The organism is Streptomyces sp. PH9007, from assembly GCF_059813725.1.
On record NZ_CM187440.1, the window covers coordinates 6,284,423 to 6,308,642 of the forward strand.

At 71.9% G+C, this 24,220-nt stretch carries 17 protein-coding genes; 16 read left to right on the forward strand and 1 reads right to left on the reverse strand.

Annotated elements, in window-relative coordinates; all coding sequences use genetic code 11:
• Positions 1–112 precede the first annotated feature (112 nt).
• Entirely contained in the window at positions 113–985 is an 873-nt protein-coding gene (locus tag ACTFAP_RS28665) for a helix-turn-helix transcriptional regulator (RefSeq protein ID WP_500467836.1), read from the forward strand.
• A gap of 66 nt (positions 986–1,051) precedes the next feature.
• On the opposite strand, the gene ACTFAP_RS28670 is transcribed toward ACTFAP_RS28665, so the two are convergent.
• Positions 1,052–1,861 (reverse strand): isocitrate lyase/PEP mutase family protein, encoded by an 810-nt coding sequence (locus ACTFAP_RS28670; RefSeq protein ID WP_500467837.1) that lies wholly within the window; start codon positions 1,859–1,861, stop codon positions 1,052–1,054.
• A gap of 649 nt (positions 1,862–2,510) precedes the next feature.
• Between ACTFAP_RS28670 and ACTFAP_RS28675 the strand changes: the two genes are divergently transcribed.
• The 15 genes from ACTFAP_RS28675 to ACTFAP_RS28745 all read left to right on the forward strand — a co-directional run bounded on the left by ACTFAP_RS28675 (position 2,511) and on the right by ACTFAP_RS28745 (position 24,122).
• Entirely contained in the window at positions 2,511–3,851 is a 1,341-nt protein-coding gene (locus tag ACTFAP_RS28675; protein WP_500467838.1) for a lysine N(6)-hydroxylase/L-ornithine N(5)-oxygenase family protein, read from the forward strand.
• Entirely contained in the window at positions 3,851–4,999 is a 1,149-nt protein-coding gene (locus ACTFAP_RS28680; RefSeq protein ID WP_500469588.1) for an NAD(P)/FAD-dependent oxidoreductase, read from the forward strand. Before ACTFAP_RS28675 ends, ACTFAP_RS28680 begins: the two co-directional genes overlap by 1 nt.
• Positions 4,996–7,311 carry a class I tRNA ligase family protein gene (locus tag ACTFAP_RS28685; protein ID WP_500467839.1) on the forward strand — a complete coding sequence of 772 codons (2,316 nt, stop codon included), beginning with the start codon at positions 4,996–4,998 and terminating at the stop codon, positions 7,309–7,311. Before ACTFAP_RS28680 ends, ACTFAP_RS28685 begins: the two co-directional genes overlap by 4 nt.
• Complete coding sequence (locus ACTFAP_RS28690; protein ID WP_500467840.1) at positions 7,308–10,634, forward strand: non-ribosomal peptide synthetase; 3,327 nt, start codon at positions 7,308–7,310, stop codon at positions 10,632–10,634. The genes ACTFAP_RS28685 and ACTFAP_RS28690 overlap by 4 nt, the downstream gene beginning before the upstream one ends.
• Positions 10,631–12,190 (forward strand): AMP-binding protein, encoded by a 1,560-nt coding sequence (locus tag ACTFAP_RS28695; protein WP_451748453.1) that lies wholly within the window; start codon positions 10,631–10,633, stop codon positions 12,188–12,190. The genes ACTFAP_RS28690 and ACTFAP_RS28695 overlap by 4 nt, the downstream gene beginning before the upstream one ends.
• On the forward strand, positions 12,180–12,455 hold the full coding sequence (locus ACTFAP_RS28700) for an acyl carrier protein (RefSeq protein ID WP_390124550.1): 276 nt from the start codon (positions 12,180–12,182) through the stop codon (positions 12,453–12,455). Before ACTFAP_RS28695 ends, ACTFAP_RS28700 begins: the two co-directional genes overlap by 11 nt.
• 1 nt (position 12,456) lies before the next feature.
• The gene (locus tag ACTFAP_RS28705; protein WP_451748457.1) at positions 12,457–13,071 is read left to right on the forward strand and encodes a GNAT family N-acetyltransferase; all 615 of its coding nucleotides are present in this window, start codon (positions 12,457–12,459) and stop codon (positions 13,069–13,071) included.
• Complete coding sequence (locus ACTFAP_RS28710; RefSeq protein ID WP_451748459.1) at positions 13,068–14,174, forward strand: C45 family autoproteolytic acyltransferase/hydrolase; 1,107 nt, start codon at positions 13,068–13,070, stop codon at positions 14,172–14,174. Before ACTFAP_RS28705 ends, ACTFAP_RS28710 begins: the two co-directional genes overlap by 4 nt.
• The gene (locus tag ACTFAP_RS28715; RefSeq protein ID WP_451748461.1) at positions 14,171–14,965 is read left to right on the forward strand and encodes a thioesterase II family protein; all 795 of its coding nucleotides are present in this window, start codon (positions 14,171–14,173) and stop codon (positions 14,963–14,965) included. Before ACTFAP_RS28710 ends, ACTFAP_RS28715 begins: the two co-directional genes overlap by 4 nt.
• A 25-nt stretch (positions 14,966–14,990) precedes the next feature.
• Positions 14,991–15,833, forward strand: coding sequence for an isocitrate lyase/PEP mutase family protein (locus ACTFAP_RS28720; protein ID WP_451748463.1), 843 nt, complete (start codon positions 14,991–14,993; stop codon positions 15,831–15,833).
• 45 nt (positions 15,834–15,878) lie between these two features.
• The gene (locus ACTFAP_RS28725; protein ID WP_451748464.1) at positions 15,879–16,859 is read left to right on the forward strand and encodes a beta-ketoacyl-[acyl-carrier-protein] synthase family protein; all 981 of its coding nucleotides are present in this window, start codon (positions 15,879–15,881) and stop codon (positions 16,857–16,859) included.
• The gene (locus ACTFAP_RS28730; protein WP_500467841.1) at positions 16,856–19,117 is read left to right on the forward strand and encodes an iron-containing redox enzyme family protein; all 2,262 of its coding nucleotides are present in this window, start codon (positions 16,856–16,858) and stop codon (positions 19,115–19,117) included. Before ACTFAP_RS28725 ends, ACTFAP_RS28730 begins: the two co-directional genes overlap by 4 nt.
• A gap of 71 nt (positions 19,118–19,188) precedes the next feature.
• Positions 19,189–20,526 carry an ATP-grasp domain-containing protein gene (locus tag ACTFAP_RS28735; RefSeq protein WP_500467842.1) on the forward strand — a complete coding sequence of 446 codons (1,338 nt, stop codon included), beginning with the start codon at positions 19,189–19,191 and terminating at the stop codon, positions 20,524–20,526.
• A gap of 84 nt (positions 20,527–20,610) precedes the next feature.
• Positions 20,611–21,570: a DMT family transporter gene (locus tag ACTFAP_RS28740; RefSeq protein WP_500467843.1), complete on the forward strand. Its 960-nt coding sequence runs from the start codon at positions 20,611–20,613 to the stop codon at positions 21,568–21,570.
• A 23-nt stretch (positions 21,571–21,593) separates the two neighbouring features.
• Entirely contained in the window at positions 21,594–24,122 is a 2,529-nt protein-coding gene (locus ACTFAP_RS28745) for an ATP-binding protein (RefSeq protein ID WP_500467844.1), read from the forward strand.
• Positions 24,123–24,220: the final 98 nt, after the last annotated feature.

The window sequence follows — 24,220 nt, forward strand, 5'->3', positions numbered from 1 at the left end:
CCGCCCGAGGCCGGCCATCCTCGGCCCTGACCTGCCTCGGTCAGCCCTGACCAGGACTGACAGTCCCTGTCCAGGCCCGCTGTGACCGCCGGGAATCGGCCACACTGGACGCATGGCCACCCCCAACCGCGAACTCGCCGATTTCCTGCGCAGGGCCCGCGCCCAGTGCGACCCGGCCCGCGCGGGGCTGCCGCCGGACGCCCGCGTACGCCGCGTCCCCGGCCTGCGGCGCGAAGAGGTGGCACGGCTGGCCGGGGTCTCCGCCGATTATTACGCGCGCCTCGAACAGGGACGCCGCATCACCCCCTCACCCGCGGTGATCGAGGCGCTGGCGCAGGCACTGGAACTCGACGCCGCGGGACGGGCACACCTCAACGACCTCATCGGCGTCGCGACCACCGTGGCCCCCCGGCGTCGGCGCCCGCCGACGGTTCAGCGCCTGCGTTCCGGCCTCCACCAGCTGCTGGACACCATGGAGAGCACCCCCGCCCTGGTTCTGGGACGCCGCGCCGACGTCCTGGGAGCCAACCGGATGGCCAAGGTGCTGTTCACGGACTTCGACGCCCTGCCGCCGGCTCGGCGCAACTACACACGGTGGATCCTCCTCGACCCGGCAGCCCGCTCCCTCTTCGTCGACTGGGAACTCCAGGCCCGCGCGGCTGTGGAGAACCTCCGCCTCGATGCCGGCCGTACGCCCGAGGACCGGGCCACCGAGGACCTCATCACCGAGTTGCAGGAGAACAGCGCGGAGTTCGGCCACTGGTGGCAGCAGCACCGCGTCCACCAGCGCACCCACGGATCCAAACGACTGCTCCACCCGCTGGTCGGTGAGATCACTGTCCAGTACGAAACGTTCACCCTCCCCGGGGAAACCGAAGCAGCCGTCTTTCTCTACAGCACCGAGGCCGGCTCGCCCTCCCGCCAGGCACTCGACCTCCTCATCTCCTGGACGCTCACCCCTTCCGTCCCGCGCCGGGAGTCCTGAACCCCGGCCGTCGGTCACCTGGCGTTCCCGCCCCGCCGGCGAACGGACGCCGTGCCCTGCCTCCCCTCACGATCCTGTCGGCCGCCGCGTGCCGGGCGGGCGCCGAAACGACGCCGGCCGGGCCGGTGGACCGGGATCAGCGGGATGCGGCGAAGAGGCCGTTGAGCTCCGGTACTCGATGGCGTGCCGGAGGAATGTGTACCCGCCGTGCCCGTACAGCTCGCGCGCCGAGCGCTGCACGGTGGTGTAGGCGGCCTGCGCCACGCCCGAGCCGAGACTGACGCGGGCCACGCCCAGGGAGCCCAGCTCGTTCACCGACGGCATCCCGGGACCCGCCATGACATTGAGGGGGACCGTGATCGCCGCTGCCACCTCCTTGATGACATCGGCGTCGTCGAGGCCGGGAAGGAAGATCCCGTCCGCTCCCGCGCCGACGTACAGGCGCGCCCGTTCTAGCGTCTCCCGCAACCGGGTCTCGTGGTCCTCGCCCCACCCGAGCAGATAGGTGTCGATACGGGCGTTGACGAACAGGTCGACACCCCCGCGCCGCGCCGCCCGGCGGGCGGCTTCGAGGCGCGCCGCGAGTTCGCGCGGCCCGCGCGTGCCGTCCTCGATGTTGATGCCCACCGCTCCGGTGTCGAGGAGCCGGGCGACGGTGTGCGCGACGTCCTGGGGGCTGTCTCCGTAGCCGCCCTCGATGTCGACGGTGACCGGGAGCGCCACGGCGGCCGTGATGCGGGCGACGGCATCCAGCACCAGGTCACGGGAGACGGAGTCACCGTCCGGCGCGCCGAGGGACCAGGCCACACCCGCGCTGGTGGTGGCGATCGCGGAGGCTCCCGCGGCCTCCACGATGCGGGCACCGGCAACGGGCATGACCGTGAGGCCGCCTGCGCGTGATCCGCACAGGGAGCAGGCCCTGACGCACGCGCCGGTCAGTCGTGACGGGCCGTTGCCCGCTCCCGCCGGCCGGCCAGGGCCGTTGAATCCCGGCGCGACATATCCCGGAATTTCACGGCGGAGGGCTAGTATCCGTTTCTCACGCGCGCCCGCGGCGACGATGAACGCCCTGGTCGGCACAGGGAAGCCGTGGCGACAGGAACCGGCGATCGAAAATGTGTCCGTGTCTGGCACTGGAATATGTCTCTTGGCGGGCAATGGGGCCCGTGTTAGCGTGGGTTGACGTTCGAAATCCAAGAAAATCGCCGATATGAAATGCGGGGAAACGGCCTCATCAGTCCGTGCCGGAGTTCCCGCGTGGCCGTAAATGCAAGACAGGCGAACGAGCACGTGCACATGAGCCGACTTTCTGGGTGCCCGGTGTTCTCCTCACGTTGACCGTTCCGGATTCCCGCTGCATCGCATGGATGATTCTCTGAAAAGCGTTGGCTGAAATTCCCCCGAGATGAAAACCTTTGAGGTCGATTCGAAGGGTATTCCGCGATGCCCCTGCGACAGCTGTCCACGTGAAGGCAGAATCCCCCCGGCGGTCAGGCGACGTCAGTGCTGGGAGTGTGTTAACACTGTGGGAAAATCTGTCGCACAAGGCAGCGCGCACACCGGAGCAGGGAAATCGACGTACTACCGCTGCGTCGGCATCGGGGTCGGCCCGGCCAATCTCAGTCTGGCGTCGCTGCTGCACGGCCGACCGGGGGTATCGAACCTCTTCCTCGACGAGAACGACCAGTTCGGCTGGCACGACGGCCAGCAGATGACCGGCGCGTCGCTGCAGGTCTCCCTCCTGAAGGACCTGGTCCTGCTGTCCGACCCCACGAACGGGTTCTCCTTCCTGTCCTACCTGCACGAACAGGGCAGGATCTACCACTTCATCAACGCGCAGTACGACGCGGTGCCGCGCATGGAGTTCCGGAACTATCTGGAGTGGGCCAGCCGGCGCAACAAGAACGTGGTCTTCGGCGAGAAGGTGCTCTCCGTGGAGTTCGACGGCCTGTTCATCGTCCGGACCAGCCGGCGCACCGTGCGGGCGGAGAACATCGTCGTGGGCGTCGGCACCCGGCCGTGGGTTCCGGAGACCTCCCTGGGAAAACTCGGCGAAACCCAGTTCCACGTCTCCGACTTCACCGTGGAATCACAGAACGTCGCCGGCAGGAGGGTCACGGTGGTCGGCGGAGGCCAGTCCGGCGCCGAGGCTTTCCTGGATCTGATATCGCGCCCACCGAAAGAATTGCCCCGGCGCGTGACGTGGGTGTCCCGCCGGGAGAACTATCTACCCCTCGACGACTCGCCGTTCACGAACGAGTACTACGTTCCTAGCTACTCGGACCACTTCTTCGGACTGGACCGCGAGACGCGGAACTCGCTCAACAGGAAGAACATCCTGACCAGCGACGGGATTTCCGCATCGACGCTGCGGGAGATCTACCAGCACTGTTACGAGCACCGCTTCATCCGCGGTGCCCAGGACCTCGTGACACTGCTGCCCAACCGGGACGTCACCGACGTGGCCAAGAACGAATCGGGAGCGTGGGCCATGAAGATGACCCACAACGACGAGCCGGGCGCCGTCGAGCACCTCGACACGGACATCATCGTGTGGGCCACCGGGTTCCGCCCGGCCCCGACGGACTTCCTCGCGCCCATCGCCGACCGGCTGGAGCGCGAGGGCAGCGAGTACCGCATCGACCAGGACTTCGCCGTCCAGTGGGACGGCCCGCGCGACCGCATGATCTTCATGCAGAACGCCGCCCGTGGCCAGCGCGGCCTGGCGGACCCCAATCTGAGCCTCACCGCCTGGCGCAGCCGCCGTATCCTCGACCGGATCATCGGCGGGGGCCCCGACACACAACTCCCGTCCTTCGTGGAGTGGTCCGCCAAACCCCGGGACGACGAACCGGGCGCTCCGTGATGGCGGAGAGGGCCGACATCGCCGTCGTCGGTGGCGGAATCGTCGGCTGTCTCATCGCCCGGCACATCACCGCCCGTGCACCCACCGCGTCCGTCGTGATCCTCGAACGCGAGACCGCCGGAAGCGGCGCGAGCCGGTACTCGGCCGGGCTGCACTGCCCGCGCGGTGCGACAGAACGCCTGCGGCGCATGGCCCGGTACAGCCAGGACTACTACGACGAACTCACCGACCTGGATCCGCGGCTGCCGATCCACCCGACCCCCCTGTCCGTCGTCGCCTCCCCGGTGACCGCCCCTCGTCTCGGCCGGACCTACCTCGACACCGCCCGGCTGACCCCGGACCGCCGGCCCACGGAAGGCTCGCTCGGTATCCGCCTCCCGCACGACAGCCGGGTGTTCAGCTGCGAGGGCGCTCAGTACGCCGACGTGTACGCCCTCGTCCAGGCGTTGGCACGCGACCTGCGCCACCGGGTGACCTTCCGCGAAGGCGTCGAGGTCGTGCGCGTGGAGCCCTCCGACGCCGACGCCGACGCCGACCACGACACCGATGCCGACGGCCGGACCCGGCCCGGCGACGGCGTGACGCTGCGGCTGCGCACCGGCGAGACCCTGACGGCGCGCCAGGCCGTCCTCGCCCCCGGACCCTGGCTCGCCGAGCCCGCCTGGCGCGACCTCGTCGCACCGCTCGCCGCCCGGGTCAAGAAGATCATCGCTCTGCACCTCGACCAGCCGCCGGCCGCCGGTGACCGCGCCCTCGTCTTCGAGGACGACGACGCCTTCCTGCTGCCCCTCAGACACCGCGGGCACTGGCTGTTCAGCTACACCTGCCAGGAATGGGACACCGATCCCGGCACGGCGGCGCGCGGACTGACCCCCCGGAACACCGCCGAAGCACGGGCATGCCTGCGCCAGTACCTGCCCCGGCTCGCCGAACGGGCCCTGTCCGGCAGGGCGTTCTGCGACGCCTACAGCACGACCGGGCAACCCGAGGTACGGGCCCTGGACCCCCACGGACGGATCGTCTTCGCCGGCGCCGCGGGCGGATCCGGCTACCGCCTCGCCCCGGCCATCGCCTCGGCCGCCGTGGACCTGCTGCGTCTGCCGGTGCACCGGCCCCGCCCGGCACCGAACCAAGGGAGCCACTCGTGAGGATCAGCCCCCACAGCGCCGCCGCCCCCCACCCCTCCGACGCCATCCACGTCACCTCCCTCGACACCGGCGCCGCGGCCCGCCTGGGTGTCGCCGCCGCCTGGGTGAGCGTGGAACCCGGCGCACGATCGGAGGCGCACCAGCACGACGAGACCGAGACGTGGGTGATCGTCTCGGGCAGCGGCGAGCTGACCGTCGACGCCGAACGCCACCCGGTGCGCGCCGCGACCGTCGTCCAGTTCGAGCCCTTCGAGACGCACTCGGTCACGAACACCGGAGACACCGAACTGCTGCTGCTCAGCCTCTACTGGCGCGACGCCGGCAGGGCAGCCGGGGCCGCGGCCGCCCCCGCGCACCGCCGCTTCGGCACCCGCCCCCTGTTCGTCTTCTCCTCCGCGCCGACCCCCAACGGAGACCTCCATCTGGGCCACCTGTCCGGCCCGTTCCTCGGCGCCGACGTCTTCGTCCGCTTCCAGCGCATGAACGGCGCCGACGCCTGGCACCTCACCGGCAGCGACGACTACCAGAACTACGTCGTGGCCGCCGCCCACCGGGAGGGACGCGAACCGGCGGCGACCGCCGCCCACTACAGCGCCGAGATCCTCGCCACCCTCCGCCTGATGGACATCGACGTCCACCAGTACACCGCGACCAGCCAGGACGACACCTATCCGGACGCCCTGCGGACGTTCTTCTCCCGCCTCACGGCCGACGGCACCGTGGCGCCCACCGCGGGCCCGGCCCTCTTCGACGCCGTGAGCGGCACGTACCTGTACGAGTCCGGGGTCACCGGACGCTGCCCCACCTGCGGCGAACCCTCCGGCGGGAACGTGTGCGAGACCTGCCTGGAACCCAACGTCTGCACCGACCTGACCGACGCGCAGGCCACCGCGTCGAACACCGCCCTGCGCGAGGGGACCCTCACCCGCTACACGGTGCCGCTGCACCGGCTGCTGAAGGACATCGCCGCCCACCACCGACTGGGCCGCGTCCCGCCCCCCGTGAAGGAACTGGCCGAACGCCTCTCCCGCCGCGAGAACCTCGACATCCCCGTCACCCACCCGGCGACCTGGGGCATCCGGCCGACCGGGACGGCCGTGGAGGGCCAGGTCATCTGGTCCTGGCTGGACTACGCCTTCAGCGTCCTGCACGGCATCGAGTCGCTCGGCCGCGGCCTCGGCCGCTCCTGGAAGGCGGACGCCCCCGAACAGGACTGGAAGATCGTCCACTTCCTCGGCTCGGACGGCAGCTTCTTCCACCCCGTGTTCGTCCCGGCGCTCTACCGGCTCGCCCACCCGCGGTGGACCCCGGACATCGACTACCACATCAACGAGTTCTACCTGCTCGACGACAGCAAGTTCTCCACCAGCCGTGGCCACGTCATCCGGGGCAAGGACATCCTCAACCCCCGCACGGTGGACGGCATCCGCGGCTACCTCGCGCTGACCCGCCCCGAAGGACGCCGCACCACCTTCGAACGCCGCGCCTACCAGAGGTACGTCCGGCAGACCCTCATCGGCACCTGGCAGGGCTGGTTGAACGGACTCGGCGACCGCGTCGAGCAGCGGTACGGCGGCACCGCCCCCGACGCCGGCACCTGGACGCCCGAGCACATGGCGCTGCTGGCCCGCCTGGAGAACCGGCGCGCGGCCGTGACCGGCAGCCTGGGGCAGGACGGATTCTCCCTCAACCGCGCGGCCCGCGAACTGAACGGCATCGTCGAGGACATCACCACCTTCGCCCAGGATCAGGCCCCCGCCGCGCACCTCGACAACTGCCGGGACGAGGCCCGCACCGCCATCGCCCTCGAACTCGCCGCCGCACGCCTGCTCGCCGACTGCGCGGCCCCCGTCATGCCACGGTTCGCGGCCCGGCTCGCCGCCGCCATCGGTGCGCCCCCGCCGCAGCGATGGCCCACCACAGTCGAGCTGGTGCCCGCCGGGACCCCCGTCGTCCTCGCCCGGCAGGAGTTCTTCGCCGACCCGGGGGAGCAGGTCCCCCCGCCGCGCTCCGCGCCCCCGGCCACCCCCTCGCAGGACGACGCGCCGCCGCTGCTCCCGTGGCTGAGCGACCTGGTCCGCCAGACCCTGCGCCTGCCCGTCGGCCAACCCGTGCGGGACACCTCGCTCGTCCAGCTGGGCATGGAATCGCTGCAGGCCATCGCCCTGCAGTACCAGATCACCGAACACCTCGGCGCCGACCTCCCCATGGAGGACCTGCTGGGCGCCCGCACCGTCGCCGAACTCGCCGCCCGCATCGCGGACGGAGCCGGCCCCGACGCCCTCGCGGCACACCGGGAGGCAACGGCATGAGCCACGTACAGGTGCTCCGCGAGATCGAGGCGCGCGGTCTCGCCCTCACCTCCACCGGCACCGACCTCAGACTCCAGGGCCCGCGCGACCGCATGGACACCGAACTCCTCGGCCTCATCAGGGCACACAAGGCCGAACTGATCGCCCACCTCGGCACCCCCGGGGGATTCCCGCTGACCGCCCTGCAACAGAGCTATCTCCTCGGGCGCGGAGAGCACGTCGAGATCGGCAACGTGGCCAGCCACGTCTACCACGAGATCGAGGGGGCCTGGGACCTCGACCGGCTGGAGAGCGCGCTGCGCACCGTCGTCGCCCGCCACCCGGCGCTGCGCACCCGCTTCACGCCCGACGGCAGGCAGGTGACGCAGAGCACCGTGGACGTACGCGTCGGGCGCTTCGACCTGCGCGGCCAGTCGGGCCACGCGCAGCGGGAGCACCGGCGCGCCCTGCGCGAGGAACGCTCGCACCGTGTCCTGCCCGCCGACAGACCGCCGCTGCTGGCCGCGGACGTCACGATCCTCGCCGACGACCGCATGGTCCTGCACATCGACCACGACGGACTGATCATGGACGCCACCGCCATGTTCGTGTTCTTCCGGGACTGGCGGACCGCCTACGACGAGGGCGACGCGGCCCCCCACGACACGGACGAGCCGTCGTTCGAGGCGTACGTGGCGGCGCTGGAAACCGCCCGTACCCGTGCCCCCGCCCGCCGTGCCCGCGCCCACTGGCTGGAGCGGATGGAGCACCTCGCCCCCCACCCCGACCTGCCCCTGCGCACCAGCCCGTCCTCGATCGCCACACCCCGCTTCACCGCGCGCTTCGCCCGCCTGGACGCACCGCAGTGGACCGCCCTCAAGGCCCGCGCCGCCGACCGCGGACTGACCCCCTCCGCGCTGCTGTTCGCGGTGTACGCCGACACCCTGGCCGCCTGGGGCGCCGGATCACGCTTCACGATCACCACCACCGTGGCCAACCGCCCCCCGATCCACCCGCGCATCCTCGACGCCGTCGGCAACTTCTGCGACACCATGCTGGTCGAGGTCGGCGTCGACCGGAGCACCACCTTCGCCGACCGGGCCCGGGCGCTGCAGACCCGGCTGCGCCGGGAGTTGGACAACCGGCACTTCAGCGGGATCGAGGTGCTGCGCGAACTGGCCCGGCGCGGATCCGCGGCGAGCCGGATGCCGTACACGTTCAACAGCGCCCTCGGACACGGGCACGCGGGCGTCGACGGTTCGGCGCTGGAGCTGTTCGGTCCCGAGGTGTACACCTCCAGCCAGACGCCCCAGGTCTGGCTGGACGTCTCCGCGTTCGAACAACACGGCGGCGTCGTCGTCCAGTTCGACAGCGTCGACGAGCTGTTCCCCGACGGCCTGATCGAGGCCGTGACCGCCGGCTACCAGCGGCTCCTGCACGCCCTCCGCACCGACGACGCGTGGGGCGCGACCACCTTCGACCTGCTCCCCGACGACCAGCGCCACCGCCGCCGGGCCGCCAACGACACGGCGACCCCGCAGCCCGCGCCGGGTCTGCTGACCGACGCCTTCCTCACCCACGTCCGACGAGCCCCCGACGCGCCGGCCATCATGACCGGCACGGCAACGTGGAGTTACGCCGCCCTGTACACACACGCCGCGCACGCCGCCGCCTGGCTGCGCGAGCGGAACACGGCCCCCGACGAACTCGTCGGCCTCGTCATGAACCGGGGCCCCGAACAACTGATCGGCATCCTCGCCACCCTCCTCGCCGGCGCCGCCTATCTGCCCATCGACGCCACCCTGCCCACGGCCCGGCGCGCGTACATGCTGACCGACGGCCGGGTGCGCCACGTCCTGACCAACACGGGCCAACCACCGGAGCTGGACGGCTACGACGTCCTGTCTCTCGACGCGACCCGGCCGCCGCCCGGCCCGCCACCCGATCCGCGCACGGACCTGCGGGCGCACGACGACCGGCTCGCGTACGTCCTGTACACCTCCGGCACAACGGGGCAGCCCAAGGGCGTCATGGTCGGCCGCGCGAGCGTCGCCAACGTCGTCGCCGACTGCACCGCCCGCTTCCGCATCGGACCCACGGACCGGCTCTTCGGCGTCAGCGCCTTCCACTTCGACCTGTCCGTCTTCGACATCCTCGGCGCCCTGAGCACCGGAGCCGCGGTCGTCCTGCCCGACGCGGACAAGGCCACCGACCCCGAGCACTGGCTGCGGCTGGCCACCGACACCGGCGTGACCGTCTGGAACTCCGTCCCCGCCATCGTCTCCCTCCTCCACGACCGGGCCGTGGCCGGGGGCGCCGGGGAGCCCGGGGCACTGCCCGCGCTCCGGCTGGTGATGATGAGCGGCGACCGCATCCCCCCGAAGCTGCCCGCGGCCCTGCGCGCGCTCAAGCCCGATCTGGAGATCGTCTCGCTGGGCGGACCGACGGAGACCACCATCTGGAACATCCTGCACGCGATCGGCCCGGACGAGGACGGCTCGCGCAGCATCCCGTACGGCAGGCCCACCGCGAACAACCGGGCGTACATCCTGGACGAGCACCTGCGCGACGTGCCCGACTGGGTGACCGGCGACATCTGGGCCGCCGGAACCGGCCTCGCCCGCGGCTACTGGGGCGACGCCGCGCGTACGGCCGAACGCTTCGTCCACGACCCCGTACGCGGTGAACGGCTCTACCGGACCGGCGACCTGGGCCGCTATCTGCCCAACGGCGAGATCGACATCCTCGGCCGCGGCGACTTCCAGCTCAAGGTGAACGGCCACCGCATCGAGGCCGGAGAAGTGGAGACCCGGCTGACGGCACTGGAGGGCGTGGCACGCGCCGTGGTGCTCCGGCAGGAGCACGGACACCGCGGCGCACTCGTCGCCCACCTGGTGCCGGACGGCGCGCACCGCCCCTCGCGGGAGACGATCCGGGCGGCCCTGCGGGAGCATCTGCCGTACTACATGATCCCCGCCGCCGTACGCTGGCACGACAGCCTCCCCTTGACGGGCAACGGCAAGGTCGACCGCGCCCGGCTGGCGGCCCACGGCGAGGAAGCCGATCCCGCCGCCGGCGTCGCCGCGCCCGACACGGAACGGGAACGCCAGGTCGCCGACGTGTGGGCGAAGGTGCTCAAGATCGCGGCCACGGACCTGGACGTCACCCGTGCCCTGTACGACCTCGGCGGGGACTCCCTGGCCGCCGCGCGCATCTTCGCCGCGGTCCGCAAGCGGTTCGGCCGCACCCTCACCATGGACCGGCTGCCCGAGGTCGACACCGTACGGACCATGGCGCACTGGCTCGGCGCGTCCCCCGCCGGGAAGGCGGGGAGGGCGACATGAGCGAGCCCTCGGTGATCAACCACATCGTCGCCGTGCCCCCCGCAGCCGGACACCGGATCTCCTTCTTCCGGCTCGGTGGCGTCGAGAGCATGGACCTCGCCGACCTGTACGACCGCGCCGGACGGCTCGCGCTGTACCTGCGCGACCTCGGCATCGCCCGCGGCGACCGGATCGGTGTCCTCGCCGCGAACTGCCTGGAATGGATGGTGCTCGACCTCGCCGCCCTCCGGATCGGCGCGGTCACCGTCGGCTTCGACCCGGCGAAGTTCACCCGGGCCGACCCCGCCCTCCTGGAGCAGTACCGGCTCTCCCTGCTGGTCACCGACCGCCCGGGCGCCGGCGGCACCGACGGGTCCCCGATCAGGGCACTCGCCGACACCGTCCGCACGGCTGCCACGCGGACGACCACCGGCCGGCAGGTACCGCCCCTGCGGTACGCGCCCGAGGACGTGACCTCGCTCAAACTCACCTCCGGAAGCACCGGCGAGCCCAAGACGCTCACGGCCGGCGTCGGCAGCATCGACGACGACCTGCACGCCGTCCAAGAGATGTTCCAACACGGCCCGGACGACAACCTCTTCGTCTTCCTCCCCCTGTCGGTGCTGCAACAGCGCTACTGGACGTACTCCGCGCTCCGGTTCGGCCACGACGTCACCATCAGCACCTACGAGGCGGCCTTCCCCGCCCTGCGGCAGGTCCGGCCGACGGTGGTGATGGGCGTACCCGGCTTCTTCGAGGCGGCCAGGAAACACCTCCAGGCACAGGCGGGCGGCCCGGTGACCGGCGGCGAACCGGCTGCGCGGGCCGCCGCCCGGCACCTGTTCGGCGACCGCGTCCGCTACCTGTGGACCGGCTCGGCACCGGCGAGCGCCGCGACCCTGCGGTTCTTCGACGCCCTCGGGCTGCCGCTCTTCGAGGGCTACGGGCTCAACGAGACCTGCATCGTCGCCAAGAACCACCCCGGGGCCCACCGCGTGGGCAGCGTCGGACGCGTGCTCCCCGGCAAGCAGGTCCTGCTGGACGCCGACGGAGTGATCCACGTACGTGCCGACCACCCCGTGTGCCGGGGCTACGAGCAGGCGCCACCGGGCGTGTCGGAACGCGTCTTCGCCGCGGACGGAACGGTGCGCACCAACGACATCGGCCACCTCGACGAGGACGGCTTTCTCTACGTGCTGGGCCGCGCCGACGATGTCATCGTGCGGGACAACGGCCGGAAGATCGTCGTACGCCCGATCGAGGAGCACCTGAGAGCGAGCCCGGCCATCGAGGAATGCGTGGTGTTCTGCCTCCCACCGGCGCATCTGGTCGCCGTCGTCTCACCCGCCTCGGACACCGTCGGACCACCGGAGGAGAAAGCCATCGCCGAGCAACTCGCCCGCACGAACGCGGCGTTCGGCGCGGACGAGCAGATCCGCGAGGTCGTGGTGGCGCGCGGCCGGTTCACCGTCGACAACGGGCTGCTCACCTCTCAGCTCAAGCCCCGGCGCGGCCGGATCCTCGACACCTACCACCCGCACATCAACGGCACCCGAGGAGGCGTCCATGCGGCCTGACACCGAATCCACGATCGAGTCCGTGGCGAGACGGCACCTCGCCCTGGCCCTGGAATCCGACCTCGCCCCCGATGCCCTTGACCTCGATGCGGACATGGCCGGCGACTACGGGCTGACCTCACTCAACAAGGTCCTGTTCCTCATGTCCGCCTGCGACGAGGCAGCGGTGAGCCTGGCGCGTTTCACCGAACCGGACGTCGCCGCAATGGCTACGCTGCGCGATGTGACCACGGCGCTGGCGCGCCACGTCGGAGAGGTGGACTGACATGACCTGGGCACAGATCGCCGCCACGCCCCTGGAGAACGACCACGTCCTGCTCCGTCCCATCGACCCCGGGGACCGCGAAGCGCTGCGCGAGCCGGCCATGGACCCGCGGATCTGGCGCTACTTCGTCCAGCGGATCGAGACGGACGCCGACTTCGACGCCTTCTTCGACGCGGCGCTCACCGACCAGAACGCCGGCCGGCGCGTCGTCCACCACATCATCGACAAATCGACCGGCCGCACGGCGGGCAGCATGAGCTTCTGCAACATGGCCGAGGCGGACGGACGGCTGGAGATCGGCTGGTCCTGGGTCGGCACCCGGTTCCAGGGGAAGGGAGTCAACCGCTGGTCGAAGTTCCTCATGCTGGAGCACGCCTTCACCCGGCTCGCGGCCGAGCGCGTCGAATTCAAGACCGACGTGCTCAACCTCCAGGCACGCCGGGGCCTGCGCAACATCGGCGCCACCGAGGAGGGCACCCTGCGCAGCTTCAACCCGATGCCCGGCGGCCGCCGCCGTGACGCCGTCTACTACAGCGTGCTGCGGGGCGAATGGCCCCGGCTCCGCGAGCAACTGCTGCTCCGGCCCAAGGTGATCCACCAGCCGGAGTCCGTATGACACAGACGCCGACCGGCGACACGGCGGGGCCCGGGCCGGACCCGCACGTTCCCCTGATCCGGGCGCACGGCACCCCCCACGCACGCGGCCACCACCACGGCACGGCGCTCGGCGCGCAGCTGCGCGCCTTCGTCGGCGACGGCCTGGCCCGCCTCGCCCACATCGTCCCCGGGCCGCTCTCCCTGGAGTCGCTGCGGCCCCTGCTCGCGGCCCACCGCGCCGAGATCGAGACCCAGACCCCACGGCTCATGGCGGAGATCCGCGGCCTGGCGGCCGGGGCCGGACTGAGCGAGGAGGAAGCCCTGCTGCTCCAACTGCGCCGGGAGATCATGGGCTACCGCCGGATTCCGACGACGGGTGACTGCACGACGTACGCCCGCGCCGGCGGCGATGCCGCGCCCGTGCTGGCGCAGACCGTCGATCTCAACGGCGACCTCGACGACCAGATCAGCGTGCTGCGCGTCGCCCCCGCCGGATCACCCCGGCACTCCCTCGTCCTCAGCTTCGGTGGCCTGCTCGGCTACCTCGGGATCAACAGCGACGGACTCGCCGTGGGGCTGAACCTCGTGCTCGGCGGCACCTGGCGCCCCGGCCTCCCGCCGTACCTCGCCATCCGGCACCTGCTGGACACCACCTCAGGCGTCGACGAGGCGGTGCGGGAACTGCGCGGCCTGCGGCTGAGCAGCTCCCGCACCCTCGTCCTGTGCGACACGCGCAAGACGGCCTGGGTGGAGATCCTCGGGGACGACCTGCGCGTCGCCGAGGCCGCCGTCACCACCCACACCAATCACTTCCTGCACCCGGACTTCGCTCCGCACGACGCGCTCAACGTCTTCGCGCAAAACTTCTCCCGGCTGCGGCTGGAGACCTGCCGCCGGGAGCTGGCCGCGCTGCCGCCCGAGGCCGGCGTCGAGGACCACTTCGCCGTGCTGTCCCGGGCCCCCCTCCGCGTCGAGGGCAACGGCGACATCCGGCGGGAACGCACGGTCGCCGCGGTCGTGCTGCGGCCCGGCCTCGGAGAGCTGCACGTACGACCCGGCGACCCCGCACGCTCCCGCACCCGCTCCTTCCGGCTCCACCCGGCGGAGGTGACACCCGCATGACCACACCCGCACACCCCGGCGGCTGGTTCGTCACCCGAGGCCCCGACGCCCCCCGGACGCCCCGTGTCTACGTCTTCGCCCACGCCGGGGGAGACCCCCGCTCGTTCCTCGCCTGGCAGTCCGCCCTCGGGACGGAGGCACAGATCGCCGCCGTGTGCCCGCCGGGCCGCGGTCACCGGGCGGCCGAACCCCACCCCACACTCGAGGAGTTCGCCGACGGCGCCGCCACGGCGATCCGGGCCGCGGAGCGGGACACCGGGGCCACGGCCGGCCGTCCCGTCCAGCTGTTCGGACACAGCCTCGGCGGCCTGGTCGCGTTCGAGACCGCCCGCCGGCTGCGCGACCTGCCCACCCTGCAGCACCTGTGCGTCTCCGGGATCTCCGCCCCCGTACGGGCCCCGTCACCGCGGGTACGGGAGCTCGCCGCCCTGGAGGGCAGGGAATTCGCCGAGCGGCTGAACTTCTTCGAGGGACTCCCCCCGGAGGTCATGGCCCATGACGAGCTCATGGACCTGCTGCTGCCCGCCGTGATCGCGGACTTCCGCATGGCCGCCGGCTACCGGTACCGCCCGGCCGCCCCCCTGGAGGTGCCGGTCAGCGTCATCGCCGGCCGGCAGGACGCCTACCTGCACCCCGACAGGATGTGGGAGTGGAAGGACGAATGCCGCACCCCGCCCGCCGTGCACTGGGTCGACGGCGGGCACTTCTACTTCCGCGACACAAGCCCCCGGGCGGCCACCGATCTGTTCCTCGCCGCCGTCCGGGCCGACCGGCACACCGAAGTCATCTGACACCACCCTCCGGAGGAAGAACGCCGTGCAGCTCAACCCCGAAGACCAGCACCGCCGGGCCGTCGACTTCGCCCAACTGCACCAGGGCGAAGCGCCCTTCGTCATGGCGAACGCGTGGGACGCCGGAAGCGCCCGCCTGCTGTCCCAGCTCGGGTTCCCGGCGCTCGGGACGACCAGCGCGGGCCTGGCCTTCTCACTGGGCCGGACGGACGGCGTGAACCTGGTGCGGCGCGAGGAGGCGCTGGAGAACGCGCGGTCGATCGTGGCCGCCACCCCCGCACCGGTCAGCGGCGACCTGGAGAGCTGCTACGCCGACTCCACCGACGAGATCGCCCACACCATCCGGCTCGCCGCCGAGGCCGGACTGGTCGGCGCCTCCATCGAGGACGCGACCGGCGACCCCGCCGAGCCCCTCCACCCGGTGAGCACCGCCGTCGAACGCGTGGCCGCCGCCGTCGAGGCCGCCAGGGCACTGCCGTTCCCGTTCACCCTGACCGCCCGGGCCGAGAACTTTCTGTACGGGCGCCCCGACCTCGCGGACACCATCGCCCGGCTCCGCGCCTACGAAGCGGCGGGCGCGGACGTCCTCTACGCCCCCTTCCTGCCCGACACCGACGCGATCCGCGCCGTCCGCGCCGCCGTCGGCAAGCCACTGAACGTCCTCGCCGGGCCCACGCTGTCGGTGGACGAACTGTCCGCCTGCGGCGCCGACCGCATCAGCATCGGATCCGGCTTCGCACGGGCCGCACTCGGCGGATTCCTCGCCGCGGCACTGGAGGTCCGCGACCGGGGGACGTTCTCCTTCGGCCGGCAGGCCCTCGGCTACGGCGAGGCCAACGACCGCATGTCGGCCCCACCACCGGCCTGATCCCGGACCGGGGCCCGCCCCGGGCGAGACAGCAGAGGAACCGCCATGAGCACAACTCACCCGTGGCTGCACGGACCTCAGTACGTCCTGGGCGAAACCGAGGTGCACCACACCGAGATCACCGACCTGCTCACCCGCGCCGCGGAACTCCGCATGCCGCCGACACCCGAGCTGTGGGGCTGGGGAAGCGTCCGCCGTACCCGCCGGAGCCTGGCGTCCATGGCGGCAGACAGCGCCGCCGCCACCCTGCGCGTGGCCGGCGCCGACCCGACCTCGGTCGACGCGGTCCTCCTGTGCTCCACCCGGATACCGGGACCCTCGCAGGACCACGGCCGGTTCATGGAGACCTTCCTCACCGCGGCCGGCCTCGGCGACATCCCCTTCTACGGCCAGAACATGAATCGCTGCGTGAACCTGCTCGCGGCGATCGACACGGCCACCGCCTTCGTGACCGCCGGACGCCACCGCAGAGTCCTGGTCGTCACCACCGACAGCGCCGCCCACGAGGCGGACCGCATGGCCGGCTACGCACTCTTCAGCGACGGAGCGGCCGGCTGCCTCGTCACCGCGGCCGACGCGAGGACCGACCTCACCGACGGCGGCTACGAGATCCTCGGCTGCGCCGCCGCCCAGAACACCCGGACCCTCGACCACGCGCACGAGATCAGCTCCGACCTCGCCCGCACGGTCAACGAGCGCCTCCTCACCCCCCTCGGCAAGCAACTCGACGACGTCGCCGCCCTGATGCACGCCAACATCTTCAAGCCCGTCGTCCTGATGAAGGAACGCCAGGCGGGCTTCACCACCCGCCAGCTCCACACCGACAACATCACCCGGGTGGGGCACTGCTTCTCCGCCGACCCCCTGATCAACCTCGTCGACCGGGCCGCCCTGGGCCACCTCGGACCCGGCAGCCTGTGCCTGCTCGCGGCCGCGGTCCCCGGACAGCGCGTCGGCGTCCTGCTCCGGACGCCCGGGAACCCCGAGAGCACCGAGATCCCCGAGCGGGAGGGACCACGGGAATGACCACCGCACCGGACGCGCACCCACCGCGCCGCGAACGTCCCTTCATCCCCTTCGTCCTGCCCGACACCATCGCCGCACTGCCCCGCCGGCCGTTCGCGTTCAGCCGGTCGGGCCGGGACGCCGCGGCGGCAGCCTCCCGCGAACCCGGCGCCCTGTACCGGCTGCTGCTGCGGGAACAGGAATCAGAGGCGCCGCTGCTTCTCGCCCGCCGGATCCTGGACGCCTTCCTGCACCCCGACGGGCACCACGACAGCGGACCACAGGGAGCACCCGGCATCGAGGACATCGCCACCGAGGTCGCCGAAGCACGCCGTCAACTGGCCGCGACCACCCACTCCCTCCGGGACCTCGACCCCGAGCCGCGCCGGGCCGTCCTGCTCCAGCGCGCCCCCGTGGCCCTACTGGCAGGGTGCTGGCTCGCCACCGTCTCCCAGCCCGCGACCCAGCCCTCCGTCATCGTCAACCGGCTCTTCACCCACCACCTGACCCTGCGCGGAAACGGCGAGACCCGGCGCGGTCTGACCCACCTGCGCCGGCGCGCACTGGAGACCGAGGGCATCCACCTGCCCCCGATCGCCGCCGTCGGCTTCCTCGACCAGGCCCGGGCACGCCCGCTCACGGCACTGCACGGCTGCTTCCACCTCGCCCTCTCCCGGCTGCCCGCCAACTTCCTGCCCGAAGTCGTCGGCGTGCACTACGCCTTCCACACGCTCGGCACCGACGACCTGCTGACCGTCACCCCACCGCTGCTGTCCGAGGACGAACTGCACCGGACCCTCGCCACCTACCTGGAGCTGGCCGGCCCGGACGAACGGCGGCGCCTGCACCACGCCGTACGGCTCACGCTGGACCTGGAACGGGAGCACCTCACCCTGCTCACCGAACTCGCCTCCCGGCAGGCCGGCCTCACCCTGGAGGCGAAGGTCGCCGAGATCATCTCCCGGCACGCCCCGATGGCCGGCACCCAGCACGGCGGCGTGCGCGTCGGGGACCGGCTGCTGTCGGACATCTTCCGCTCCCGCAGCCATCCCCGGGAGGACACCGCACCCCCCGACCTCGCCGCGTTCCTCACCGACCTGCGCGAGTCCCCGTACCTGCGGCCCACCGGGCCCGGTCACGGCGATTGCCGCTTCACCGACGCCACGAAATTCGGCGGACCGATGTTCGGGATCTTCGACGAACGGGAGGTGGCGACCTTGCGGGCCTGGGCGGCACGAGTCCACGCCGGTGAACGCCCCGTGATCGAGATCCCGCCCGACACCGTGGGACGGGAACAGGCCGAACGGCGCAGCACCGCCATCGCCCGCTCCGCCCCGGCCGACATCGTCGTGGCGGAGGCCGAACCCCGCGACCACCGCGAGCTGTTCCACCGACTGGTCAACATCGAGAACTTCCCCCACACCCTCCCGCTCGCCGCAGAACGCGCCGAACGGTGCTTCCAGGACGCGGAGATCCTCTTCGTCCACGGAAGCGGCGGCAGGTACACCGACGCCAGCTGGTTCGATTACAGCCCCCAGGCACTGTACGAACGGGCCGAGCGGATCTACTGGGAGAAGCTCATCGAGCCCTACCGGCCGCTGAAGGACATACCCGACCGCGACGAAGTGCTCTTCCGGCAGAGCACCTTCTACCTCACGTACCTCATCGACGGTGCCTGGCTCCACCGGCTCGCCCGCCCCGGCCACGACGAGCGCGACAGCGACGCGATGCTCTTCGCGATCTACGCGGACGAGATGGGCAACGGCGATCTGCGCAAGAATCACATCACCCTGACACACCGGGTCCTGGCCAGCGCCGGGATCGAACTCCCGCACATCCGCGACGAGGCATTCATGGAGCAGGACGAACTCCCCGACGACCTGTACGGATTCGCGATCCAGCAGTTGTGCATGTGCCTGTTCCCCGACCGGTTCTACAACGAGATCATCGGCTACAACCTCGCCATCGAGATGTTCGGATCCGGCGAGATGCGCCTTCACGAGATCCAGAAGCTGCGCCACCACGGCATCGACACCTGTTACGAGCAGGCCCACCTGACGATCGACAACTTCTCCGCCGGGCACGCCAAGCAGGCCGCCGACATCATCGTCTCCCACCTGGACGGCGTCCGGCGGATCCTCGGTGAGGCGGCCGTGGCGGGGGAGTGGCGCCGGGTCTGGCGCGGCTACGCCTCCTTCGCGTACTTCCTCGAACAGCCGCTGCTGAAGAAGCTCACCGAGGACCCGCCGGACGAAGCCCTCACCGAACTGCTCATCTGACCTCGACCGCCCCGCGGACGGGACGTTCCAGGCACCCGGGCCGGCACCGAGAACCAGGAGATCACCCCGACATGACCGCATCCGCATCCGCCCCAGGCAGCCCCGGTGGCCAGGCCGAGGCGTTCATCCTGACCGGCTCCTTCCCCGTGATCCGCCGCAACCCGCTCTACCTGACCGAACTCTCCCGGCGCGGCCTGAAGATCCTGGTCATCACCGCCGACTCCTACCGGGAACAGGCCACCCAGGCCATGGCCGACACCTCCAACCCCGCCTCGCACATCACCGACATCGCCTACGTCACCGGGGACTTCACCGTCCAGGGAGCCTTCGTCGCCGGCGCCGTCGCCCGGACCGCCGCCTGGCGCGACATCTACACGATCGTCGGCGCGTACGCCGTCGGCGACTACCTCGCCGAGCCGACCGGTCTGCTCGCCGACGGCCTCGGCGTGCGGTCACCCGGCCTGCGGGCCAGCCGTGCCGGCCGCGCCAAGTTCCTGCAACGCTGGTACCTCCCCGGCCTCAGCCCCGCCTCCCTGACGATCCCGGCCGGCGAACGCCACACGGCCGACCTGAGCCCCGTGGTCTTCCCGGCCGTGGTCAAACCCGCCTCCCGCGCCTCCAGTTCCGGCGTCCGCACCGTCACCGACCGGGAGGAACTGCTCAGCCGGCTCGCCACCTACCCCGACCACGAAGTCATCCTCGTCGAACAGAAGATCAACGGCCCGGAGTTCTCCGTCGAGTCCCTCGTCCAGGACGGCCGGGTGATCTTCGCCTCGGTCACCGGCAAGAACACCACAAACAGCCACGCACAGACCTTCGTCGAACTCGCCCACAGCGTCCCCAGCGCCGACGGGAGCCTCAGCGACACCCTGCTGGACGCCAACCGGCGACTGCTGGAAGAGCTCGCCTTCCAGGACGGCATCACCCACTCCGAATGGCGGGTCGACGAACACGGCAGACCCTTCCTGATGGAGGTCGCGGCCCGCACCCCGGGCGACGGCCTGCTGGTGCTCTACCAACTCGCCACCGGCCGCCCCCTGGAACCGGAGATCCTCCGCATCGCGCTCGGCGAACCCGCCGCCTACCCGCGACCGCGCCGCTGGACGCGACAGATCTACGTCGAGCACACCCCCGGGACCCTGGAGGACGTCCTCCTCGACTGGCCGGGAGTACAGCCCGAGTGGATCAGCGGCAGCGGAGTCTGGCCCGACATCAAGCCCGGCGCCGCGGACGACCCGCCCACCCTGCGCGCCGTACTGGTTCTCCAACAACGCGGCAGCCGACTGCAGCCGCTCTCCAGCTCCGACGACCGATCCGTCACCTTCTTCATCGACGCGCCCACCCCCGAAGCACTGGACGCCCTGGAACAGCGCGTCCGCGCCCGCATCCGGATCACCACCCGCACCTGAGCGCCGCCACGGCGGCCCACCGTGACGTACCCGGCCGCCACCACCCGAGAGAACCCCACCACAGACCCCGAGGGAGCAGTGGCCATGGCCGTCCGGACAACACCGGCACGCGCAGACGACGAGGGGCGGGCGCTGCTCGCGGTCGGGGTCACCGTGCTGCTGTGGGCCTCGGCGTTCATCGTCATCCGCGACGCGGCGCCGCACTTCTCACCGGGCGCGCTCGCTCTCGGCCGGCTGCTGATCGGTGCCGCGGTGCTCGCCGTCCTCCTGGCCGCCCGGCGGGAGGGATTCCCGCCGCGTGCCGCGTGGCCGGGCGTCATCGGCTCCGGAGTGCTGTGGTTCGGCGTGTACTTCGTCGCTCTGAACTGGGGCGAGCAGTGGGTGGACGCGGGCACTGCCTCCCTCGTGGTGAACGTCGGCCCGATCCTCGTCGCGCTGCTCAGCGGCTGGCTGCTGGGCGAGGGATTCCCCGGGCGGCTGCTCACCGGGGTGGCCCTGGCCTTCGCGGGCGCCGCCGTGGTCGGCCTGGCCGGCTCCGGCCCGGGCCAGGCATCGCTGCCCGGCGTACTGCTGTGCCTGCTCGCCGCCGTCGGTTGTGCCACCGGGATCCTGGCCCAGAAACCCGCTCTCGGACACGCCTCCGCACTTCAGGTCACCACGTTCGGCTGCGCGGTCGGCGCGGTGGCGTGCCTGCCGTTCGCCGCCGTCCTGGCCCAGGAACTGACGACGGCTCCGCCCCGTGCGGTGCTCGGCGTGGTCTACCTGGGGGTGTTCCCGACGGCGCTGGCCTTCTCCACCTGGGCCTACGCGCTGGCCCGCACCAGCGCGGGAAAGACCGCCGCGACGACCTACCTGGTGCCCGCGGTCGTCGTGCTGCTGTCGTGGCTGCTGCTCGGTGAGGTGCCCACACCATGGGCGCTGGGCGGAGGACTGCTCTGCCTGGCCGGCGTCGCGGTCTCGCGGCGCACCGCCCGTGCGGAACGTATGCCCGCACGCACACAGGCGATGGCTGCCGAACCGGCCGCCGACACCTCACCCCAGTGATGTTCACACAGAGGAGAACTCCGGTGACCCACGTCCTTGAGGAGTCAGGAATGCTGTCCGGTCTGCCGCGGTGGGAGACGGGGTTCTTCGGACGCTCGGCCGAACGCGCAGCCGTCCGTGTGGCGTTGGAATCGTCCCGGCTGGTATCGCTCACCGGCCCCGCCGGCGTGGGCAAGACCCGGCTCGCCGCGGCCGTCGCTTCCCGGGCGGTCGAGGAGTTCTCCTCGGGCGGTGGCTTCGTCGAACTCGCCCCGGGACGCGAGGACGTCCTCGCCCAGGCCGTGGCGGCCGCGCTGGGCGTGCGGGAACGGCCGGGGCAGCCCCTCGAACAGGCGCTCCAGGAACGGCTCGTCCGGGGCCGCTGCCTGCTGGTCGTCGACGGCTGCGAACAGGCTCCTGGCACGATCAGCGGCCTGATCGCCCGGCTCCTCGACGGCTGCCCCGAACTCTCCGTCCTGACCACCGGCCACCGCCCCCTCGGGACGGCCGGGGAGCACGTACGGGAGGTGGAACCCCTGCCCGTGGCCCCGGAGTCGGCGACCGGGGCGGTCGCGCTCTTCCTGGACCGTGCCCGCGACCGTGGACACGAGCGGCCCCACGCCGAGCGGGTGTGCTCCCAGTGGAACGGAGTACCCCTGGCCCTCGAACTGGCGGCCACCTGGGCCCAGGAGCCCGTACCACCGCCGAACGGCCGCCCACCGCACGGCGAGACGGCACGGCGCGCCGTCGAGTGGAGCTACGGACTGCTCGACACCGACGAGCGCCGGCTGCTGAGACATCTGGGGGTGTTCCTGCGCGACTTCGACGCGCGGGCGGCCCACGCCGTCGCCGGCACCGCCCACACGCAGGCGATCCTGGACCGGCTGACCACCCGCGCTCTGCTCCACCGCCGCCGGGCCCCACGCACCGCCGTGTGGCGGATGCCCGCAGCCGTACGCGCCATGGCGCTGGAACGACTCGACGCCGAGGGCGAAACGGCGCGCTGCCGCGCCCGCCACCTGGCCTGGGCGACGGTCACGGCCCAGCGCCTGGAACGGACGGTCGCCGGCACGGAGCGGCCGGACCCCTCCTGGCTCTCCTGCTTCGACCGGCTTGCCGATGACCTGCGCGCGGCGTTGGACGGCGCCGGTGCACACCCAGAAGCCGCACCGGACCGGCTGGCCCGCGCTCTCGCCCACCTGTGCTACGCCCGGCAATTCCTCGCCGAGGCCAGAGCCCACTTCGAGACGGCCGCCGCCCTCGCACACCACCCTTCCCAGAGGGCCGCCGATCTGCGGGCCGCGGCCGACGTGGCCATGGCCGAACACCGGGGCGACCTGGCCCATCCACTGCTGCGCGCCTCCGCAGCCTCCGCCGCCGTCGCGGGCGACACGGCCGCACGGGCGACAGCATTGTCCTTCGCCGCCTGTATCGGAAGCCGCTTCCCCGCGACGTTCCCCGATCCGCTGCCCTACGCGGAGCTGCGGGAACTGCTGGCGGAGGCCCAACGCGTCGCACCACCGGACAACCGGCTCGTCACCGCTTACCTGGCGGCGGCCGAGGCCTGGAACGCGACAGGACAGAAGACCGCTCCGGACGCCCAACTGGCCCAAAGGGCCCTGGACACCGCGCGGGCCGCCGACGACCCGGTACTGATCGCCGGCGCCGTCGACGCGGTGTGCAGCGGCCACGGCGTCGCCGGTCGATTCCGTGAGGCCCACAGCCTGAGCGAAGAACGGCTCCGGCTCTTCGACCGGCTGCCCCGGCACGATCCACGGATCGGCCTGGAGATCATCGACACCCTGCACGTCGTGCCCCTGGTCGCCGTGGCCGCCGGTGACCTGCCCCGCGCCGTGACGGCGGCCCGCCGAGCCTGGGAGGACCCCCTCAGCGGCCTCTACATGAGGGCCAGCAAAAGCGTGGTGCCGCTGGCGCTGTCCGGCAGGTTCGAGGAAGCGCTGGAGTACGCAACCCTCATGTGGGACGGCTGGGAGCGGGCCGGACGACCCGCCGCACGCTGGATGGCCCCCGCCGCACACGCCGCCGCCCTGGCCGAGGGCCTGCGCGACAGCGACGACCGCGAGCACCAGCGATGGCGGGAACGGGCCCGCGCCCTGGCCGCACCCTGGGACCCGCACGGCATCGCGGCGAGCTTCGCCGCCTTCGCCGACATCCGGGTCGGCCTGCACACGGGGCGGGCGGGCGACACTCCCACACCCGCCGTGGACCTCGCGAAGACGCCGCCGTGGTCGCAGACTCCCCATCAGTTCTACGACGCGTACGCGTGGGCCGTCGCCGCCGAGGCCGCCGTCGTCGCAGGACTCCCGGACGCCCGCCAACGCCTCGCCGCCGCAGCACCGGCCGGCGCCGAGAACGCCTGGGCCGCCGCCTGCCTGGCCCGCGCGGCCGGCCGGCTCGACGGCGACCGGGACGCGCTGCACGCATCACTCACGGGATGGGAACGCATCGGCGCCACCTTCGAGCGAGCCTGCACCCTGATGCTGCTGCCCGACCGCGCTCCCGAGGGCATCACCCAACTGACCTCCCTGGGCTGCCACCCCCCGTCCCGATGAGAGGACACCACTCGATTCTCACCCTCACTCCGCGCCGCCAACCGCTGACCGGCCCCGGCCGAGTTCTGACCTACGGTCGACGGGCCGGGCGCGGCTGT

What these genes read in the sequence shown, in the direction of transcription:
- ACTFAP_RS28665 (WP_500467836.1), top strand. Translation starts at nt 113, where the DNA reads ATGGCCACCCCCAACCGCGAACTCGCCGATTTCCTGCGCAGGGCCCGC.
- ACTFAP_RS28670 (WP_500467837.1), bottom strand. Translation starts at nt 1,861, where the DNA reads ATGCCCGTTGCCGGTGCCCGCATCGTGGAGGCCGCGGGAGCCTCCGCG.
- ACTFAP_RS28680 (WP_500469588.1), top strand. Translation starts at nt 3,851, where the DNA reads ATGGCGGAGAGGGCCGACATCGCCGTCGTCGGTGGCGGAATCGTCGGC.
- ACTFAP_RS28690 (WP_500467840.1), top strand. Translation starts at nt 7,308, where the DNA reads ATGAGCCACGTACAGGTGCTCCGCGAGATCGAGGCGCGCGGTCTCGCC.
- ACTFAP_RS28695 (WP_451748453.1), top strand. Translation starts at nt 10,631, where the DNA reads ATGAGCGAGCCCTCGGTGATCAACCACATCGTCGCCGTGCCCCCCGCA.
- ACTFAP_RS28700 (WP_390124550.1), top strand. Translation starts at nt 12,180, where the DNA reads ATGCGGCCTGACACCGAATCCACGATCGAGTCCGTGGCGAGACGGCAC.
- ACTFAP_RS28705 (WP_451748457.1), top strand. Translation starts at nt 12,457, where the DNA reads ATGACCTGGGCACAGATCGCCGCCACGCCCCTGGAGAACGACCACGTC.
- ACTFAP_RS28710 (WP_451748459.1), top strand. Translation starts at nt 13,068, where the DNA reads ATGACACAGACGCCGACCGGCGACACGGCGGGGCCCGGGCCGGACCCG.
- ACTFAP_RS28715 (WP_451748461.1), top strand. Translation starts at nt 14,171, where the DNA reads ATGACCACACCCGCACACCCCGGCGGCTGGTTCGTCACCCGAGGCCCC.
- ACTFAP_RS28725 (WP_451748464.1), top strand. Translation starts at nt 15,879, where the DNA reads ATGAGCACAACTCACCCGTGGCTGCACGGACCTCAGTACGTCCTGGGC.
- ACTFAP_RS28730 (WP_500467841.1), top strand. Translation starts at nt 16,856, where the DNA reads ATGACCACCGCACCGGACGCGCACCCACCGCGCCGCGAACGTCCCTTC.
- ACTFAP_RS28735 (WP_500467842.1), top strand. Translation starts at nt 19,189, where the DNA reads ATGACCGCATCCGCATCCGCCCCAGGCAGCCCCGGTGGCCAGGCCGAG.
- ACTFAP_RS28740 (WP_500467843.1), top strand. Translation starts at nt 20,611, where the DNA reads ATGGCCGTCCGGACAACACCGGCACGCGCAGACGACGAGGGGCGGGCG.